Source organism: Pseudoalteromonas sp. SCSIO 43095, assembly GCF_023650455.1.
Taxonomy (GTDB): Bacteria; Pseudomonadota; Gammaproteobacteria; order Enterobacterales; family Alteromonadaceae; genus Pseudoalteromonas; species Pseudoalteromonas tetraodonis.
Window position 1 is genome coordinate 562,464 of the sequence record NZ_CP087996.1, and the last position, 17,573, is coordinate 580,036.

15 protein-coding genes are annotated in these 17,573 nt (G+C 39.4%); 7 read left to right on the forward strand and 8 right to left on the reverse strand.

Features of this window, described 5'->3' with window-relative positions; all coding sequences use genetic code 11:
* Positions 1-85 precede the first annotated feature (85 nt).
* Both ushA and LOC50_RS16885 read right to left on the reverse strand, forming a co-directional pair.
* Entirely contained in the window at positions 86-1,705 is a 1,620-nt protein-coding gene (ushA, locus tag LOC50_RS16880) for a bifunctional UDP-sugar hydrolase/5'-nucleotidase UshA (RefSeq protein ID WP_250654002.1), read from the reverse strand.
* A 79-nt stretch (positions 1,706-1,784) separates the two neighbouring features.
* Positions 1,785-1,976 carry a hypothetical protein gene (locus tag LOC50_RS16885; protein WP_036983896.1) on the reverse strand — a complete coding sequence of 64 codons (192 nt, stop codon included), beginning with the start codon at positions 1,974-1,976 and terminating at the stop codon, positions 1,785-1,787.
* A gap of 295 nt (positions 1,977-2,271) precedes the next feature.
* Between LOC50_RS16885 and LOC50_RS16890 the strand changes: the two genes are divergently transcribed.
* The gene (locus LOC50_RS16890) at positions 2,272-3,015 is read left to right on the forward strand and encodes a peptidylprolyl isomerase (RefSeq protein WP_008112351.1); all 744 of its coding nucleotides are present in this window, start codon (positions 2,272-2,274) and stop codon (positions 3,013-3,015) included.
* A 40-nt stretch (positions 3,016-3,055) separates the two neighbouring features.
* Here LOC50_RS16890 and LOC50_RS16895 read toward each other — a convergent pair whose 3' ends face one another.
* Entirely contained in the window at positions 3,056-3,475 is a 420-nt protein-coding gene (locus tag LOC50_RS16895) for an MAPEG family protein (protein ID WP_028834120.1), read from the reverse strand.
* Between the two features lie 153 nt (positions 3,476-3,628).
* Here LOC50_RS16895 and LOC50_RS16900 point away from each other — a divergent pair, with 153 nt between their 5' ends.
* Positions 3,629-6,511, forward strand: a complete 2,883-nt coding sequence (locus tag LOC50_RS16900; RefSeq protein WP_250654003.1) for an insulinase family protein — start codon at positions 3,629-3,631, stop codon at positions 6,509-6,511.
* A 102-nt stretch (positions 6,512-6,613) separates the two neighbouring features.
* Here the strand turns inward: LOC50_RS16900 and LOC50_RS16905 are convergent, their stop codons facing one another.
* Positions 6,614-7,996: a Na+/H+ antiporter NhaC family protein gene (locus LOC50_RS16905; protein WP_250654004.1), complete on the reverse strand. Its 1,383-nt coding sequence runs from the start codon at positions 7,994-7,996 to the stop codon at positions 6,614-6,616.
* Between the two features lie 303 nt (positions 7,997-8,299).
* Here LOC50_RS16905 and LOC50_RS16910 point away from each other — a divergent pair, with 303 nt between their 5' ends.
* Positions 8,300-8,815, forward strand: coding sequence for a GNAT family N-acetyltransferase (locus tag LOC50_RS16910; RefSeq protein WP_250654005.1), 516 nt, complete (start codon positions 8,300-8,302; stop codon positions 8,813-8,815).
* Here the strand turns inward: LOC50_RS16910 and LOC50_RS16915 are convergent.
* The 3 genes from LOC50_RS16915 to LOC50_RS16925 are packed head-to-tail and all read right to left on the reverse strand — an operon-like array spanning position 8,812 to position 12,300.
* On the reverse strand, positions 8,812-9,420 hold the full coding sequence (locus LOC50_RS16915) for a PqiC family protein (RefSeq protein ID WP_250654006.1): 609 nt from the start codon (positions 9,418-9,420) through the stop codon (positions 8,812-8,814). The two genes, LOC50_RS16910 and LOC50_RS16915, sit on opposite strands and share 4 nt — an antisense overlap.
* On the reverse strand, positions 9,420-11,075 hold the full coding sequence (gene pqiB / locus LOC50_RS16920; RefSeq protein ID WP_036983903.1) for an intermembrane transport protein PqiB: 1,656 nt from the start codon (positions 11,073-11,075) through the stop codon (positions 9,420-9,422). Before pqiB ends, LOC50_RS16915 begins: the two co-directional genes overlap by 1 nt.
* A complete protein-coding gene (locus LOC50_RS16925) occupies positions 11,068-12,300 on the reverse strand; it encodes a paraquat-inducible protein A (RefSeq protein ID WP_036983904.1) in 1,233 nt (410 codons plus the stop codon). Before LOC50_RS16925 ends, pqiB begins: the two co-directional genes overlap by 8 nt.
* 130 nt (positions 12,301-12,430) lie before the next feature.
* Between LOC50_RS16925 and LOC50_RS16930 the strand changes: the two genes are divergently transcribed.
* The gene (locus tag LOC50_RS16930) at positions 12,431-12,622 is read left to right on the forward strand and encodes a hypothetical protein (protein ID WP_250654007.1); all 192 of its coding nucleotides are present in this window, start codon (positions 12,431-12,433) and stop codon (positions 12,620-12,622) included.
* Positions 12,623-12,637: 15 nt separating this feature from the next.
* Positions 12,638-13,201, forward strand: a complete 564-nt coding sequence (locus LOC50_RS16935) for a transporter substrate-binding domain-containing protein (RefSeq protein WP_250654008.1) — start codon at positions 12,638-12,640, stop codon at positions 13,199-13,201.
* On the opposite strand, the gene LOC50_RS16940 is transcribed toward LOC50_RS16935, so the two are convergent.
* On the reverse strand, positions 13,202-14,011 hold the full coding sequence (locus LOC50_RS16940; RefSeq protein WP_036983906.1) for an acyl-CoA thioesterase: 810 nt from the start codon (positions 14,009-14,011) through the stop codon (positions 13,202-13,204).
* Positions 14,012-14,249: 238 nt separating this feature from the next.
* On the opposite strand from LOC50_RS16940, the gene dnaK reads away from it, so the two are divergent.
* Positions 14,250-16,166 carry a molecular chaperone DnaK gene (gene dnaK, locus LOC50_RS16945; RefSeq protein ID WP_069438975.1) on the forward strand — a complete coding sequence of 639 codons (1,917 nt, stop codon included), beginning with the start codon at positions 14,250-14,252 and terminating at the stop codon, positions 16,164-16,166.
* Positions 16,167-16,381: 215 nt separating this feature from the next.
* Positions 16,382-17,521 (forward strand): molecular chaperone DnaJ, encoded by a 1,140-nt coding sequence (gene dnaJ, locus LOC50_RS16950; protein ID WP_036983908.1) that lies wholly within the window; start codon positions 16,382-16,384, stop codon positions 17,519-17,521.
* Positions 17,522-17,573: the final 52 nt, after the last annotated feature.

Here is a 17,573-nt window from a genome sequence, read left to right on the forward strand (position 1 = left end):
TTGATTAACTAGCTTTGCTCTCAGATAAAGTTTAATGAAGAGTGTCATTAGCATTTTAATGACACTCTTCGCTGTTCACATTAGATTATTTAGGTGCAAATTCACGAGCATCAACGGGGCTATGTTCAGCAAAAAATCGCTTTAAAGCTTGCGAGTCAGTTTCATCAGTGCTTACAAAACCTGCCATTTGTGTAATTTTTGGATAACTATCGCCACCAGAAGCATTATATTCATTAATACTCATGCGGTATGTTTTGTTTATATCAAGCGGCTTGCCGGCGATGAACACGTTAGTTACTTGATCCTCTTTAAGTTCAAAGGCTAGGTTGTGGTATTGCATGTAGGCTCCAGAGTCTGGTGGGAAACGCGTCACGACATTTAAATAGGTTAAAATATCATTGCCTTTGAAATCGATATAGGCGACACGGTTTTTAAAAGGCTGTACTTTGAGTATGTCTTTATAACTCACGTCACCCGCATTGATGCTATCGCGAACACCGCCACCACTGATAATGCCAAAATCGGCACCTACGGTATTCATTTGCGCTTGAATAATTACCCGAGCAAGGTTAGTTTGTTCAAAGCGTACTTTGTTACGATCACCCTCGAGTCTGTCATTCACAAAGCCAATTTTACCTTCAATTTGCTTTGCACCTTTTTTTTGGTACGCCGCTAAAAAGGTTTGTAGCGCTGGATCTGGTTTAATGTAATTTGCAGCAAGTACGGATTTTACGCTACCGTCTTTTTGCTTTTTATCTACGTACAAATTAACGGGCAATAATTGATAACTTAGTAGTGATAATTGACCGTTTTCTAATTTAAACTCCGCTTTACCCACATACTTACCCCATTCATGTGCTTGCATTATCCAGGTTCCATTTTGCTGATCAGGTTTACAGGCTAAACCTGGCTTAAAATTCTCATCTGTGACATTTTCTGCAGCCATACACACTGGCTCTTGGGAATGGCCACCAATAATCATATCAAGGGCGTTTCTATCTAAAGAGCGGGCAAGCGTAACATCACCTGGGGCATTTATCCCATAATTGGCATCTACATAATGCCCCATGTGCGTTACCGCAATAGTAATATCGGGATTGTATTTTGCTTTTAATGTTTGGGTAAGTGAGGCGGTTATCTCAACCGGATCTTTAAAATCTAAGTGACCAATGTATTGCGGGTTACCAATTTTAGCGGTGTCTGTCGTTGTTAACCCAATTACGGCAATGGTTAAGCCGCCTTTGTTGAATATTTTATAACGTTCAAAAATAGTTTCGTTAGTTTGTTTATCAAAGATATTAGCCGATAAAAGAGGGAAGTTAGCCCATTGCTGTTGCTGTCTTAATACACTCAATGGATTATCAAACTCATGATTACCTAGTGCCATTGCGTCATAGCCAATTTTCGACATGCCTCTAAAATCAGGCTCAGCAAATTGCAGGTCTGATTCAGGGATACCAGTATTAATATCACCACCTGATAATAATAACACCTGATGCCCTTGTGCTTTTGCATCGGCTCTTAGCTGGTCGATTAGGGTTTTACGCGCAGCCATACCATATTCGCCTTTTTCATTATGCCAAAAACGACCATGATTATCATTGGTATGAAGAACAGTTAAGTAGTGTACTGCAGGTTTATTGACAGAGTCACTGGCACAGCCATATAAACCAAGAAATAAAATGAGAAAAACAAGAGTACGCATAAAATACCTATCGATTAACAAAACTCAGTATAGTAGGCGGCTAGTTTAAACTAGTTCGAGTTTAAAAAAACGCACTTATTCATGTTTTTTCAGCCAATGAGGCTTCACGTTGCTGCTCTACAACCCGTTTTCTGCGTGCGAGCTCATCATGTGCGTATTGAGATTTTTGATGATTTACATCAATCATCCATTTCAAAAAGCTGACGGGAAGTTGGGTGTATGGTTCACCTTGGTGTAGCCCAAAGTCACAAATAGTCGTGTTGTTCGCCATTATATTTACTCCTATCACTGTGTAGGCTGATAATAACAAAAAAAGAGTGATTGATAAGGGGCTTTTTAAGTACCTTGCTAGGCTTAAAGTTAATTAAAAAAGAGTCACCTTGATGTATTGCAAGGCTCTCAGACAATTAACTCACCATAACGTGTTTAAAATTAAAATGTAAACAGTTGTAACTGCAGTGTAATTACTTTGATATGAATTGTAGTGTTAAGTGCTTATGTATCGATTTATAAAATGAATAACACTACTCTATGACGCCTAATGACAATAAAAAATAGGAATAATAATGAAGAAGCTTATCTTAGCGTCAATTTTAACTGCAGCGAGCTTTTCAAGCGCAGCAACCATAGTCGAAATGCAAACGAGCCAAGGAACGATAGAAATTAACTTGTTTGATCAACAAACACCTAAAACAGTAGAAAACTTCCTAAGTTATGTTAATGATGCTGCGTATAATCAAACAGTAATACACCGCTCTGTTGATAAGTTTGTCATTCAAGGGGGAGGTTTTACTTTTTCTGATGAAATGGATCCCATTACAACCAAGCCAGCGGTTATTAACGAACCTGTTTACTCAAATGTAAAAGGCACAATTGCCATGGCAAAGCAGGGCGGCAATGAAAACAGCGCCACTAGCCAATGGTTTTTTAATATGAGTGATAACAGCCAAAACTTAGATTTACAAAATGGTGGGTTTACCGTTTTCGGACAAATAACAGCACAAAGCCAAGAAACTTTAGATAAAATAGCGGCCTTAGTTCATTGTGCAGAGGTACCATTGGTTGGTATTACTAAAGAGCAATGTTCAGATGAAAATGTGGTTATTAGTAATCAAAACTTAGTATCAATACAAACGGTGGTTGTGCTTGATGACGATCCTAATTCAGCACAAAATTTAACACCTAAAGAGAATACATTAATTGATAACGTAGAAGTGACACCACCACAAAGTTCAGACTCTAGTGGCAGTATGGCATGGTTATTAGGCGCACTATTGCTTGTAGCACCTAGGTTAAAACGCACTAAATAAGCCGTAAAAATAACGGCGACTTATCATAGCCGCCGTTTTTTTAGTTGTAAAGTACGCTCACCAGTAGCATTACCCACATTACAAACACAGCTAAGCAGCCTAGCAAAAATACTCTAAAACGGGCTCTTAAATGATTACTACCAAGATGAATGAGGCTATGAATAATGCGTGTCGCTACAAATATACACGCCAATACTGCAATAGGGACACTCGCCATATTAAGCTGTAAAGCAAGCAAACATCCCGCATAAAAAAGCACAGGTATTTCAAATTGATTACTAAAATTACGATCAGCGACTCTGACATGATCGCCCGCATTATCAAGGCGCATAGCAGCAAAGTCACTTAGCTGTATGTGTTTGTTTTTAGCCGCCGCAAAACGTCGTTTTCCCATTATTACCATCACAACTAATGAAAGTGTTACCTGAACGAACATGGCAATTATTATTATCTTTTCCATAACTTACCTTATTATTTATATTAACTATTCACAATGTGTTACACAATTAAGTGCTAATTAGTAGCATAGTTTTAATAGATAATGGTAGTTTATAAGTGATTTAGTCTTTTTATAACACTAAGCCCATATTTAACAGCAATGGATATAACTAAAATGAAACACATCATCGGCTTAAGTGCAATTGCACTGGCAATATTAAGCGGTTGTTCGAATACCGCCACTCTTTCTCAATCATCACAAACATCACTTTTATCACCAACGCTTGTTGTAAGCCCTAACGATAATCGTGAATACAAAACACTAACACTTGCCAATGATATTGAAGTGATTTTAGTTTCTGATCCAAGCGCAGAAAAATCAGCTGCTTCATTGAGTGTCGGTGTCGGCCTGCTGCACGACCCAATGAGCCAACAAGGTATGGCGCATTACCTAGAACATATGTTGTTTTTAGGCACTGAGCGCTACCCTGACACTAAAGGGTACTCCGATTTTATGACTAAAAACGGCGGGGCGCATAATGCCTATACGTGGCTCGATATTACAAACTACATGTTTAAAATTAATAACGATGCGTTTGATGAAGGCTTAGACCGCTTTTCAGACTTTTTTAAAGCCCCTAAGCTTTACCCAGAATACACAGAAAAAGAAAAAAACGCAGTGAATGCTGAGTGGTCAATGCGTCGTGAAATGGACTTTTTTGGCCAATTTAAACTTGCACGTAAAATGATGGGTGAACACCCAGCTAATCGATTCTTAATTGGTAACCTTGAAACGTTAGGCGATAAAGCTGATAGTTCATTACACAAAGAAACTGTTGATTTTTATAATAAATATTATTCATCAAACATTATGAAAGTGGCGTTAATTTCTAATTTACCACTTGAAGAAATGCAGAAAAAAGCAGAAAAATATTTCGCTGATATTAAAAATAAAAATATTGAAAAGCCAAAAGTATCAGCCAAGCTAGATTTTGATAATGCCGGTGGTAAACGTGTTTTTTACTCGCCAAACGAAGACGTTAAACAATTACAACTCGATTTCACAATTACTAATAATCAAACTGAATTTGCAGTAAAACCTAATCGTTTTGTTGCCTATTTACTTAGCAATGAAATGCCAGGTAGCCCAGCACAAATATTACGTGATAAAGGCTGGGTATCGCAGTTATCAGCATCTGCTTCACCAAATCAATATGGTAACTATGGCTCTTTAAATGTGAACATAGAGCTGACTGATGAAGGCATGAAAAACCGCGAATCAATTGTCGCGACAATTATGCAATATATTGACTTGATTAAGCGTGAGGGCGTTAATAGTAAGTACTTTAATGAAATTCGCACTTCTTTAAATAATCAGTTTAAATTTTTAGAAAAGGGCGATGAGTTTAGCTACGTCAGTGCGCTGACTCAAAGCATGCAAGATTATCCGTTAAATCATGCGATAAACGCACCGTACTACTATGCTAAGTTTGACGCTGATGCGGTGAACAATGTACTTAAGCAACTTAATGCCGATACACTGCGCATTTGGTATATTTCTCAACAGGAAGATACAGATTCTGAGCTGCATTTTTACGATGGCAAATATAAAATTAACGATATTAGCGACGCAGAAATTGCCAGCTGGGAAAAACCAAATGAATTTAATTTAGCCTTACCCAGTGTTAACAATTTACTGCCAGAGAGTTTTGCAATTAAAACGCAGGCTTTTAAAGAGCAAAAACACCCTGAACTTAGCTATGATAAAAACGGTGTAAAAATCTGGCGCCAAGCAAGCCAGCAGTTTGCAGAGCAGCCTAAAGGTTTAGTTGAGGTGTATATCAACACACAAACAGGGTTGCGTGATATTAACTCAACCGTTCTTTATTCTGTGTGGGCAGATTTATATAACACCCAATTAAGTCAGCTACGAACCGAAGCGGCTATTGCCGGTATGAATGTTAATTTAAGCTCAAGCAATGGCTTAGTTTTATCATTAAGTGGTTTTACCGATAAACAAGATACTTTACTTAAACAAGCGTTAGCTGGATTTGACGATGAAATTTCAGCGCAAGCATTTAATCAAGCGATTGACCGTTATCAACGTGATTTACTCAATCAGCAAAAACAGTTCCCGTATGCACAAGCGTTTAGTGAATATTCAAAACTGACTAGAACCGGTAGTTTTGATACTGACGCGCTTATTAAGGCAGCTCAATCACTGACTCTCGCTGATTTACAAGCGTTAAAACAAAGCACCTTAGCGAATAATAACTTACGTGTATTTAGCTATGGTAACTATGATCAAAAAGATATTGATGCCATTGCTGCTGAATTAACGGCTATCTTACCAAATAATCATACAAAATCTGAGTTTGCTCGCAGTAAAGCGTGGTTACCACAACAAGGTGAAGCGCGCGTATTACACAAAGATATTGATGTAGCCGATGTAGCCGTTGTCGATATGACCATTCACCCAACGCCAGGTTACAAACAAAAAGCGCAGGCGGCGGTTTTACAAGGACACTTTAGAACAATCGCGTTTGATAAAATGCGTACCGAAGAACAACTAGCTTATGCGGTAGGGGCGTTAGCGCGTCCTATTGAGGATTACTCTGGTATTGGTTTGTTTATTCAAACACCGGTTAAAGGGCCAAAAGAAATTCAAGTACGCTTTGATAAGTTCAAAAAAGAGTACGCTTCTGAGCTTAATGCTATGAGTGAAGAAACATTTGCACAGCTTAAAAATGCAACTTTGGTTTCGTTAAAAGAACAGCCAAAGAATTTAAGCGACGAAATGAGTCCATTGATTAACGATTGGTACCGTGAGAACTTTGATTTTGATTCAAAACAAAAGTTAATTGCAGAAGTAGAAAAAGTCACCCTTGCTGATATTAAAGACTACTACCAGCAAACCATGTTAAATCCACAAGCAGCACGCTTAAATGTGCAATTACGTGGCAGTAAGTTTAGTGATAGCGAGTTTGCTGATTTGCCAAACCAAACTAAAGTGACAAGTTTAGATGCTTACTACAGCGATATAAAATTGCAAAAGTAAGTTGAAATTACTCAAAAACCAAACAAAACCCAGCCATTGTTGACTGGGTTTTGTTTTAACGGCGTTAATTATGGTTTTAGTAAAATGGCTACCATTGCCATGTTAGGCCATAAGTAAAAAGCCAATGATGGCAAAGCCTGCGGCAATTAAGGTATAAGGTAATTGCGTTATAGCATGACTGATCAAATTACAGCCAGAGCCTTGTGCTGCTAGTACGGTTGAATCAGAGTAAAAACAGGCTTGGCTACCAAATGAAGACGCTGAAAGCAATGCGCCAATCACCAATGGAATATTTGCATCAACCGCCGTCGCAAGGGGCATGACAATAGGAATTGAAACCGCAAAAATCCCCCAACTTGAACCCGTCGCAAACGCTAATATCGACATCGCAATAAATACCACCGCAGGTAAATAGCCAGCGGTCATATACGGGCTTAAGCTGCCAATCACAAATTGTGGCAAGCCAATTAAGTCGCATACATCTTTAAAAATAAAGGCGGCAATCACGGTTCCTATTGCGGGGATCATACTTTTAAAACCATCCAGCATACGCTCAATCATTTCGCTGAAGCTCATTAATTTTTGTAACGCATAAAATGGCAAAGTGACAGCCATTGTCGCTAATAGACCTTTGTACACATCTATTTCAAAATATACGGTAAATGCAACTAATAAAATAATCGGCAACAAAAAGTTATATAACTTACCTTTAGGATCGGCATCTTCAAAGTGTTCTTCCGCTGCTTTTACTGCATATTCATCGGCGGTTTGTACTTGAGTATAAATCACAGGCTCTAAAATAGGAGCGTGACTTAGCGCCTGTTGCTCGGCTTTTTTCATTGGGCCAAAAGTAGGGATCACGCCGGCAATAACCAGCACCACAGTCAACACCGCAAACCAGGCATAAAACATGTACGGAATGGCTTGAATATAAACGGCAATGCCTTTGCCTTCTTCTGCGATGCCGTTATCCACTAACAGGCCACCAAAAAATACAGCCCACGTTGACAAAGGGACGAGTACACAAATAGGCGCTGCCGTTGAATCAACAACGTAAGCGAGCATTTCACGACTCACTTTGAATTTGTCGGTGATCCGCTTCATGGTTTCACCCACGGTAAGCGCGTTTAAATAATCGTCAATAAATATCACGACACCCAAACAAAAGGTCATAAATAAGGAGGATCGTTTACCTCGGGTGTACTTTAAAGCCAAACTACCAAACGCTGAAGCCCCTCCAGTACGCACTAATAAGGCAATAAGCGCACCAAAGCCGCCACACACAAGTATTAACCAACCAATGGTTTCATCTGTCATTACTTTGAGTGATGTGCTGGCAAAATTTGAGAGAACTTTGCTAGGGTCAGCTAAAACAAAGCCAACTAATGCACCAATCAGTAACGATAAAATAGGGCGGCGTAAAACAACAGCCAATACAACCACTACCGCAGGCGGCAGTAGAGTTAACGCAGAAGGTTCAAGCATTTATAAGATCACAAAATTAAAAGCAGATTTAAAAAGTAAACTGCTTATACAAAAACAAAGAAGATGATAAGTTTGTTGTTAAATCATTTTCCAAGTCACTGCTTTTGTACGCGTGAAGGGCACTTAAAAAATTATGTTGAATTAATAGTTTTAGTGAAACGCGTTGGCTTTGGCGCCAGCCGGCGCAAGGAATGCATGCCGCTATTGTTGTGCCTTTAAAAACATCGGCGCAAAAATAATCTTCTTTTTTATTTCAGTCAATAAAAAAATATCGGGTCGTGAAAAATATTATCAGGAGTTATTTTGAATATTGCTTTTACAACAGAGCGCTTACACATACGCTTCGCACAAATAGCAAATGCGTCGGAGTTACTTAAGTTGGTTAATCAGGCTAATTTCACTAAATACATTGGTGATAAAGGTATTTATACCTTAGACGACGCTAAAAAATACATCAAAGACAGTTTTATATCTGCCAATAAGCAGCATGGCTTTGGGCCTTATATAATCGCATTACATGATGAAACACTAGTTGGTATTGTTGGGTTTTATCAGCGAGCTGTTCTGCAATATCCCGACTTAGGGTATGCGCTAAAAGACGGTTTTGAAAAAAAGGGCTATATTTTTGAAGCGGCAAATACCTTGCTAAACCATAGACAAAACTTGGGGATTAAACAGGTTACGGCGATCGCCCGCTGTGATAACCGCGCATCAAAAAATGTATTACAAAAGCTCGGTTTTAAAACCCAAGGTCAAGTTATAATAGAAAGCACTAACATTGCGGTAGATGTATATTTACTTGATACAGAGCGAAATTAAATTCGCGCTTTTTCAATTTCTTTTGCCGCAAGGATGTTGATTTGTTGCCACATTTTTTCAAGAGTAGCCACCAATGAATCATAGCCATCAGCATCGATTGGCATAACAGATGAGAAATTATGGATGCTTAGTAAACGCCTACCCGATTCTGGGTGAGTGTAGTATAAACGCCATAGACCTGAAATATCTGCATTACCTTGCAGATCACCGTTAAAGTGGTGTAGTTCGTATTCTAATTCGTAAAATGTTTGTTGCTGTTGGTCGGTAATAACGGGTAAGCCTTTAATAACCATCCAGTTTGTCATGGTATTAAATAATGTTTGCTGCGCGCTGGCACTGAGCATAATATCTGGCGACTCACCCCATAGATGATAATTAGCAGCATGGATTTGATTACTATCTACTTTCATAGCAATACCCCGATTATTCAATGCGCCTCTTAGGGTAACTGTTTGCACGCGCAGTTGTGCCTGTGTATCTTGCACATTTCGCGAAGAGTCATTAATGGGCTGCTCAAATTGGTAATACTGAATTGTTGTTTGAATAGCAGAGCTGCAACCACTGATAAAGATCACACCCGTTAAAAGTAAAAATAGTGCTTTCATTATTGCTTCCTCGGTTGTGGATCGTTAGGTAGTGATTTGTCAAAAATGAGCATATTAGGTTGCTCGTTCAAGCCACGAGTAAGAGGCTGAAACTCTTCTGTTAAACGCTTAATTTGTAGCAGTGTTTGCTCAAGTTGGTAGTGCATTTGAGAGCCTGCTTGATAGCTTGCCATGGTTTTGTCAAACTGGCGCATGGTTATTTCAAATTGTTCCATACTTTTGGTTATTTTTTCGAGATTACGATTAAAGTCGCCAGGTAAATTTTGTGTATCGGGCTTATTTAATAATGTGCGCATCTCACTGGCCAGAGCTTGATACTCGCTAAACGTAGTTTGCATTTTGGCTAAACTGTCTTCAATTTTTAAGTTATTCACTTTATTAAGTACATCCGATACTTGATCGGCAAGTACCGTTATACCGCTCGATACACTAGGAAATACATCGTATTGAGCAAGTTTTTTAAGCTCGCTTTTTGGGGTGTCGGTATAAAAGTCAAAATCGACGTAAACTGCACCGGTTAGCAAATTACCCGGTTTAAGTGACGCTCTCATGCCATTTTTAATCCACTCGTTAACGCTTGTTTTCCAATACTCTTTTGCTACCGAGGTGATATGGTATAAACGACCATATTCTACTTTTATCAATACTGGAACTGCGGTATTTTTGGCGCGAAAATGAGCCGGTTTCCCATCTATAATTACATTGGTGGGCGCTTCAACCACTGTGCCGACGCGTGTACCTCTATACTCAACTGGCGCACCAACACGGAGTCCTCTAATCGATTGTTCGAATTCAATAAGGTAATAATCAAAATCATAAAAACGCTCTTCTAAAGCTTGCTTATAACTTTGACTTAAAGAAAAGCTATGACCATCTTGTGCTAAATCGCCAGGGGCTTGCTGATCAGGTAAGCCAACAGAAATACCGCCTTTTAATAATTTGCTTAGTGAACCGGTGTTAATATTTATGCCATCAGCAGAGAGATCTATTTCAATACCTGAGTTAACCCAAAAAATAGAGTTTAAGGTGATCAGGTTCTCATAGGGGGCTTTAATAAAAATACCGTATTGCATTGCTTGGTTTTTCCAATCAAAGGTGGCGGTTTCTATTTGGCCTATTTTGTAGTTTTTAAAAAATATGCCAGTACTCACATCAAGTACTTCAGCATTGTAACTGAGTAACTTAAAGCGCCCACCTTGAACATCTTTACCAATTAATGCGGGCTCTTCTTGCAGGGTAAAGCGTTTTTTAAGCTGGCTACTTTCTCCCGGTGAAAACTCTAAATAAACTCCTGAAAGTAGGGTGCTCATACCACTGATACCAGTTTCATCAATGCGTGGTTTTACTACCCAAATACTGGCATCTTCGGTGAGTAAATTATCATAGTTTTTATCTATTTGTGCTCGGGCTATTACACTGTCTTGGCTATCAGAAAGGCGGACGTGATCAATTTGACCTATTTTAACACTTCGCACTTTAATTTCTGTTTTACCAGCAATAATCCCCTCGGCTTGGGGCATAGTGATGTAGATTGTTTGCCCTTTATTTAATTGATACTGATAAAGCATCCAAACACCAACAAATAAGGCAACCACAGGAATGATCCAAATTGCAGAAATACTTGGTTTTTGTGCTACGTTAGCTGTTTTAATCATGCTTTATTCTCTGCGTTATTATTTTTGGTGAGTCCCACAGTAGGCGAGGGTCAAATGCGTGTGCCGCCATCATTTGGCATAATACCATAACGGTAAAAAAGACGATGCCCAAACCGGGTGTAACCGACATTAAGTTTCCTAGCTGCACTAGTGCAACTAATATAGCCACAACAAACACATCAATCATAGACCATTTACCTATAAATTCAGTAAGTTGATACACTTTTGTGTAACCTTTTGTATGCAGGTTGGCAGGTTTTGTAACCATAAAGCACAAAAAGCTCAAAATAAGCGCTTTGGCTAACGGTACCACCACACTGGCAAAAAATATAATAATAGCAATAGGGTATGAGCCGCTATTCCATAACGTAATAACACCCGAAATAAGGGTTGCAGGTGTTTCATCCCCTAGGCTAATAGTGTACATAATAGGGAGCAAATTCGCAGGAATATAACAAATCAGAGAAGTAACTAACCATGCAGCCGCTTTTTGTACGCTGTAGGGGTTTCTTAAATACGTTTTACTGTGGCAACGAGGACAGATTGATTCAACGCTCAGTTGATGGCAAACATGGCAGGCTTTTATATTCTCATCAATAGCCCGCTCAGTGTTTGAAGTATTTTGAAGTGTAGTGACAGGGCTTACTTGTGACCACAGCCTAGCACGATTTAAACGCGTTAATGCACTAATATAAAAAATAACAAATCCCACATAGGCAAAAAAGCTGATACCAAAGCTAACCTCAGCCAATGACATTATTTTTACCATGCTAACTAAAACACCAATCAAAAATATTTCTGACATGATCCAAGGCTCTAGCGTTAAAGTGAATTTTAATAGCTTTCTTGCAACTGCTTGCGGCAGTGCTTTGAGTGCGCCTAAATGCAAAGGGATCAAAATAATCAGCAAACTCATAGGTAAAATAATAATGCTGATATCGATAAATAAGCCAAGTAGGTCACTATCATAGTTAAATAAAATCCGTGCTGCGTCGGGCAGGGTAATAGTTTGGGTAATGCCATTACTACTAAAAGAGATAAACGGATAAAACATACTGCTGAGCAACATTAATAATGCGCTTAAACTCAGTGCGACTATTTCAGTGTCATGGTTTATGTTAATACCGCGGATCTTATGGCTACAGCGTGGGCACAATGCCACTTGTTTGGCATTAATCTCGGGAATATCAATGATAAGATCACAGCTTGGGCAGGCAGTTTGCAAAATGTTAGCTTGTAATTAATTTAATAATTTAAATATTGCTATAAATAATAGTTAAATACAAACGCTGCGGCTAAATTACTAAAGAAAAGTAACCCCAATAACTGAAAATAAAAACGGATTAGGTGAAAGAGTGAAAATTGTATTTTTATTGGCCTTAGTGTGTTTATGTGGCGATAGTTTTGCATTTGTTAATGGTATTAAGCAGCACCAAGTCATTATTGCGGCTAACCCGACTGTTGCGCCTTATGTAATAAGTGAAAATGATTCAGGTATTCAGCTCGAGATTGTAAAGACAGCACTTAACAATCAAGAGATAAATTAGGTTGATGTACATTACATGTCAAATCAGCGTGCAGATGCTTTATTGAATCAAGGCCATGTTAATATTGCATTGAATTACTCGGGTATTTTAATTGCTGGCATATATCGAAGCCAATCGGTTGTTAGTTATGAGAATGTGGTAGTGAGTCTTAAAAAGAGTAACTTCACTATTAATACTATTTACGATCTGGCGACTAAAAGTGTTTTAGCATTTCAAAATGCGCCTGCTTATTTACCTAAAGAATTTGGTCACAACTTAGAGAACTTGAGAGGCTATGAAGAAGTATTCAATCAACAAGCGCAGATACACCATTTAATGGCAGGGTGGGTTGATACGATTATTCTCGATAGACTTATATTTCTTCACTATTTAAAGGAATATCAAAAAGCCAATGCCACTAAAGATTTTGTTATTCATGCTATTTTTCCATCTGTGGCAAGGCCTGCGTATTTTAACAATGATTTGCTGAGACTGCAGTTTGATAAAGGCTTGGCCAACATAATTCAAAGTGGTGAATATCGCACCATCATGCTTAACTTAGATAAGCAATATACTCAGCGCGACTTCACTGCTCTTTAATTAATCAAATAAGGCAACAGTTTGACGGGTGAGTGCAATAAGCTCCCCCGATTGTGACCAAATACAGCCATCTTCTAAGCCGTAGCCATCTTTTGAATGATGAGTGATTGCTTCAAAACCCAACCATTCACCTGGCACTAAATTAGGCGCTTGTACAAACTCTAAATACCACGACATGCTACTAGCCGGTGCTGGTTGCTTAAACATTTGTAGTAATGTTGGCGGCCATGCGTCAGTAAGAGCAATAACATGAGCTTCTGTAATTTCTTCAGGCTTGTGTTTAAATCGCATCCAACCACCAAGGTGAGAGGTTTGCGCACTACTAAACGGCATGGCGCCTTGCTGTGGGCATAAATCAACATGCTGAAAAAACTCTGGCATTTTCCCAGGTACAAAGCCTAAACAATGGCCTTCGTTTACAGGGTGTAAGGTTAACGACTTTGATACCGGCACATTAATTGATGAGTTACGATTTTTTGCAAAACAGGCCTGCACGATGACACACACCGCATCATCTTGAATAGCCTTGGCGAGCACTTGGGTACTGCTTTTACCTTCACGTAATATTTCTACCGATAATGAAAACGGTTTTTCAGCCAATAATGGCCCTACAAAGTTTGTACTTAAAGAAAGCAATCTTCTTGATGAATCAACTTTATTGCGCATTGCTTGATAAAGTAACGCAGCAGAGAGGCCACCAAAAGCAGTACGACCTTGGCACCAGTTAGCAGGAAATTGCATGGTATTGGTTAACGGGTCTGTTTCCTGACTCGCTTGGGCAGCTTGTTTTAATAATTGTTCAAAGTGCACAAATAATGTCCTTTTGCTGTTATTTGCTAAATTTATATCACACCCAAACTCATCAGACTAGACAAAAAATAAGCTCCCAAATTACAAAAAATCAGCAATCCCTACTCTTTTTAGGGTTATTTAGTAAATAAATTAAAAAAAATGCGTTTTTTTTCATTTTTACAGTTGAATTAAGTTTGTGGCATCCCTATTTACTAGTCATCGAACGTATTAACGAATTTGAAGTTGGAGAAGATTCATGGGTAAAATTATTGGAATCGATTTAGGTACTACAAACTCTTGTGTTGCAGTACTTGATGGTGATAAAGCACGTGTTATTGAAAATGCGGAAGGCGATCGCACAACCCCGTCTATTATTGCTTACACGCAAGACGGTGAAACGTTAGTAGGTCAACCTGCTAAGCGTCAAGCGGTTACTAACCCAACTAACACGTTATTTGCAATTAAGCGTTTAATTGGTCGTCGTTTTGAAGACGAAGAAGTACAACGCGATATCGGTATTATGCCGTTCAAAATCATCAAAGCTGATAACGGCGATGCATGGGTTGAAGCGGGTGGTGAAAAACGCGCTGCACCACAAATTTCTGCAGAAGTACTTAAAAAAATGAAGAAAACGGCAGAAGACTTCTTAGGTGAAGAAGTAACTGAAGCTGTAATCACAGTACCTGCATACTTTAACGATTCACAACGTCAAGCAACAAAAGATGCGGGTCGTATTGCGGGTCTTGAAGTTAAACGTATCATCAATGAGCCAACAGCTGCTGCCCTTGCTTACGGCATGGACAAAAACAAAGGTGAGAACGTTGTTGCAGTATACGACTTAGGTGGTGGTACTTTCGATTTATCAATCATTGAAATTGATGAAGTAGAAGGCGAGCACACATTTGAAGTACTTGCTACAAACGGTGACACTCACTTAGGTGGTGAAGATTTCGATAACCGCGTAATTAACTACTTAGTAGCTGAATTCAAGAAAGACCAAGGTATCGATTTACAAAATGATCCGCTTGCTATGCAACGTGTTAAAGAAGCGGCTGAAAAAGCGAAAATCGAACTATCATCTGCACAATCTACAGAAGTAAACCTTCCGTACGTAACTGCCGATGCAACAGGTCCTAAGCACATGAACGTTAAACTAACGCGTGCTAAACTTGAGTCATTAGTAGAAGACTTAGTAACTAAGTCAATTGAGCCACTTAAACGTGCATTAGCGGATGCTGATTTATCTGTAAATGATATTAACGATATCATTTTAGTAGGTGGTCAAACACGTATGCCACTAGTTCAAAAAACAGTTGCTGAGTTCTTTGGTAAAGAGCCACGTAAAGATGTTAACCCGGATGAAGCGGTAGCTGTGGGTGCGGCAATTCAAGGTGGTGTACTAGCAGGCGACGTGAAAGACGTACTATTACTAGACGTGTCTCCGTTATCGCTAGGTATTGAGACAATGGGCTCTGTAATGACAGCGCTAATTGAGAAAAACACAACGATTCCTACTAAGAAATCGCAAATATTCTCAACAGCAGAAGATAATCAATCTGCAGTAACCATTCATGTGTTACAAGGTGAGCGTAAACGTTCAAGTGATAACAAATCGCTAGGTCAATTTAACCTAGAAGGTATTCGCCCAGCACAACGTGGTACGCCACAAATCGAAGTAACATTCGATGTTGATGCCGATGGTATCTTACATGTATCTGCAAAAGATAAAGATACAGGTAAAGAGCAAAAAATCACTATTCAAGCATCTTCTGGTTTAAGCGATGAAGAAGTTGAAAAGATGGTTCGTGATGCAGAAGCGCATGCTGAAGACGATAAAAAGTTTGAAGAGTTAGTAGCTGCACGTAACCAAGCTGACGCACTTGTTCACGGTACACGTAAGCAAATTGAAGAAGCGGGTGATGCACTGCCAAGCGAAGACAAAGACGCGATTGAAGCGGCTGTTGTTGACCTAGAAGCAGCGATTAAGAGTGACGACAAAGCTGAGATTGAAGCGAAAACGCAAGCGCTTGTTGAAAAGTCTCAAAAGCTAATGGAAATCGCTCAAGCTAAAGCACAACAAGCTGGTGGTGACGCTGGTGAACAACAACAGTCAGCTAAACAAGATGACGATGTTGTTGATGCAGAGTTCGAAGAAGTTAAAGACGACAAGTAATTGTTGCTAACGCTTCTCGCTAATTTAAAACACATGACCAAATCAAGTGTTTGAGTTAGGATGAACACATGAGGCGCGTAGGCTAAAGCTTAACGCGCCTTTTGCATGTAAAGAGAAGTGCATAAAACGCTTTAAAAATTCAATGATAAATCGATATGATTTATCGGTTTGTCCAGCAGCTAACGCTGTAAATAGAAAAGAGTAGTGTGATAGATATGTCAAAACGCGATTATTACGAAGTCCTCGGCGTAAGCAAAGATGCGAGTGAGCGAGACATAAAAAAAGCGTATAAACGCTTAGCGATGAAATATCACCCCGATCGTACCGCCGGTGATAAAGACCTTGAAACTAAATTCAAGGAAGTTAAAGAAGCTTACGAAATACTGACTGATGCGCAAAAGCGTCAAATGTATGACCAATACGGCCATGCAGCCTTCGAACAAGGTGGTGGCGGTGGTCACGGTGGCTTTGGCGGCGGCCAAGGTGATTTTGGTGATATTTTTGGTGACGTATTTGGTGATATTTTTGGTGGCGGCGGTGGTCGACGTCAATCACGTCAGCAACGTGGCTCAGATTTACGTTACAACATGGACTTAAGTTTAGAAGAAGCAGTTCGTGGTAAAGACGTTGAGATTAAAGTACCTACTTGGGTTAGTTGTGAACCATGTGATGGCAGTGGTGCTAAAGCGGGTTCAAAGCCAAAGACATGTACAACCTGTAATGGTGCAGGCCAAGTACAAATGCGCCAAGGTTTTTTTGCCGTGCAGCAAACCTGTCCGACATGTCATGGACAAGGTCAGATCATTTCAGATCCTTGTAATAAATGTCATGGGCAAGGCCGTGTAGAAAAAACTAAAACGCTATCGGTTAAAATCCCGGCAGGCGTAGATACTGGCGATCGTATTCGCTTATCAGGTGAAGGCGAAGCAGGCATGCATGGTGCACCAGCAGGTGACTTGTATGTGCAAGTATCTGTTCGTGAACACAAAATATTTGTTCGTGAAGCCAACAATTTATATTGTGAAGTACCAATAAGCTTTACCACCGCAGGCCTTGGCGGTGAAATTGAAGTACCAACGCTTGATGGCCGTGCAAAGCTTAAAATACCGTCAGAAACACAAACGGGCAAAATGTTCCGTATGCGTGGCAAAGGTGTTAAGTCAGTACGCAGTGGCGCTCAAGGCGATTTAATTTGTAAGGTTGTGATTGAAACGCCAGTTAATTTAAACGAGCGTCAACGTGCCTTACTTAAAGAATTAGATGAAAGTATGGGCAAAGACAGCTCAAAAAACCGCCCTAAAGAGCAAGGCTTTTTTGATGGGGTTAAAAAGTTTTTTGATGACTTAACTAAGTAATGAGCAGGATCAATAGACCTTAGTAAAAACGGCGCTTTTTTAGCGCCGTTTT

Bases quoted from the DNA above. Each gene is read 5' to 3' on its own strand.
- ushA (WP_250654002.1), bottom strand. From the start codon at position 1,705: ATGCGTACTCTTGTTTTTCTCATTTTATTTCTTGGTTTATATGGCTGT.
- LOC50_RS16885 (WP_036983896.1), bottom strand. From the start codon at position 1,976: ATGGCGAACAACACGACTATTTGTGACTTTGGGCTACACCAAGGTGAA.
- LOC50_RS16890 (WP_008112351.1), top strand. From the start codon at position 2,272: ATGAAGAAGCTTATCTTAGCGTCAATTTTAACTGCAGCGAGCTTTTCA.
- LOC50_RS16895 (WP_028834120.1), bottom strand. From the start codon at position 3,475: ATGGAAAAGATAATAATAATTGCCATGTTCGTTCAGGTAACACTTTCA.
- LOC50_RS16900 (WP_250654003.1), top strand. From the start codon at position 3,629: ATGAAACACATCATCGGCTTAAGTGCAATTGCACTGGCAATATTAAGC.
- LOC50_RS16905 (WP_250654004.1), bottom strand. From the start codon at position 7,996: ATGCTTGAACCTTCTGCGTTAACTCTACTGCCGCCTGCGGTAGTGGTT.
- LOC50_RS16915 (WP_250654006.1), bottom strand. From the start codon at position 9,420: ATGAAAGCACTATTTTTACTTTTAACGGGTGTGATCTTTATCAGTGGT.
- pqiB (WP_036983903.1), bottom strand. From the start codon at position 11,075: ATGATTAAAACAGCTAACGTAGCACAAAAACCAAGTATTTCTGCAATT.
- LOC50_RS16935 (WP_250654008.1), top strand. From the start codon at position 12,638: ATGTCAAATCAGCGTGCAGATGCTTTATTGAATCAAGGCCATGTTAAT.
- dnaK (WP_069438975.1), top strand. From the start codon at position 14,250: ATGGGTAAAATTATTGGAATCGATTTAGGTACTACAAACTCTTGTGTT.
- dnaJ (WP_036983908.1), top strand. From the start codon at position 16,382: ATGTCAAAACGCGATTATTACGAAGTCCTCGGCGTAAGCAAAGATGCG.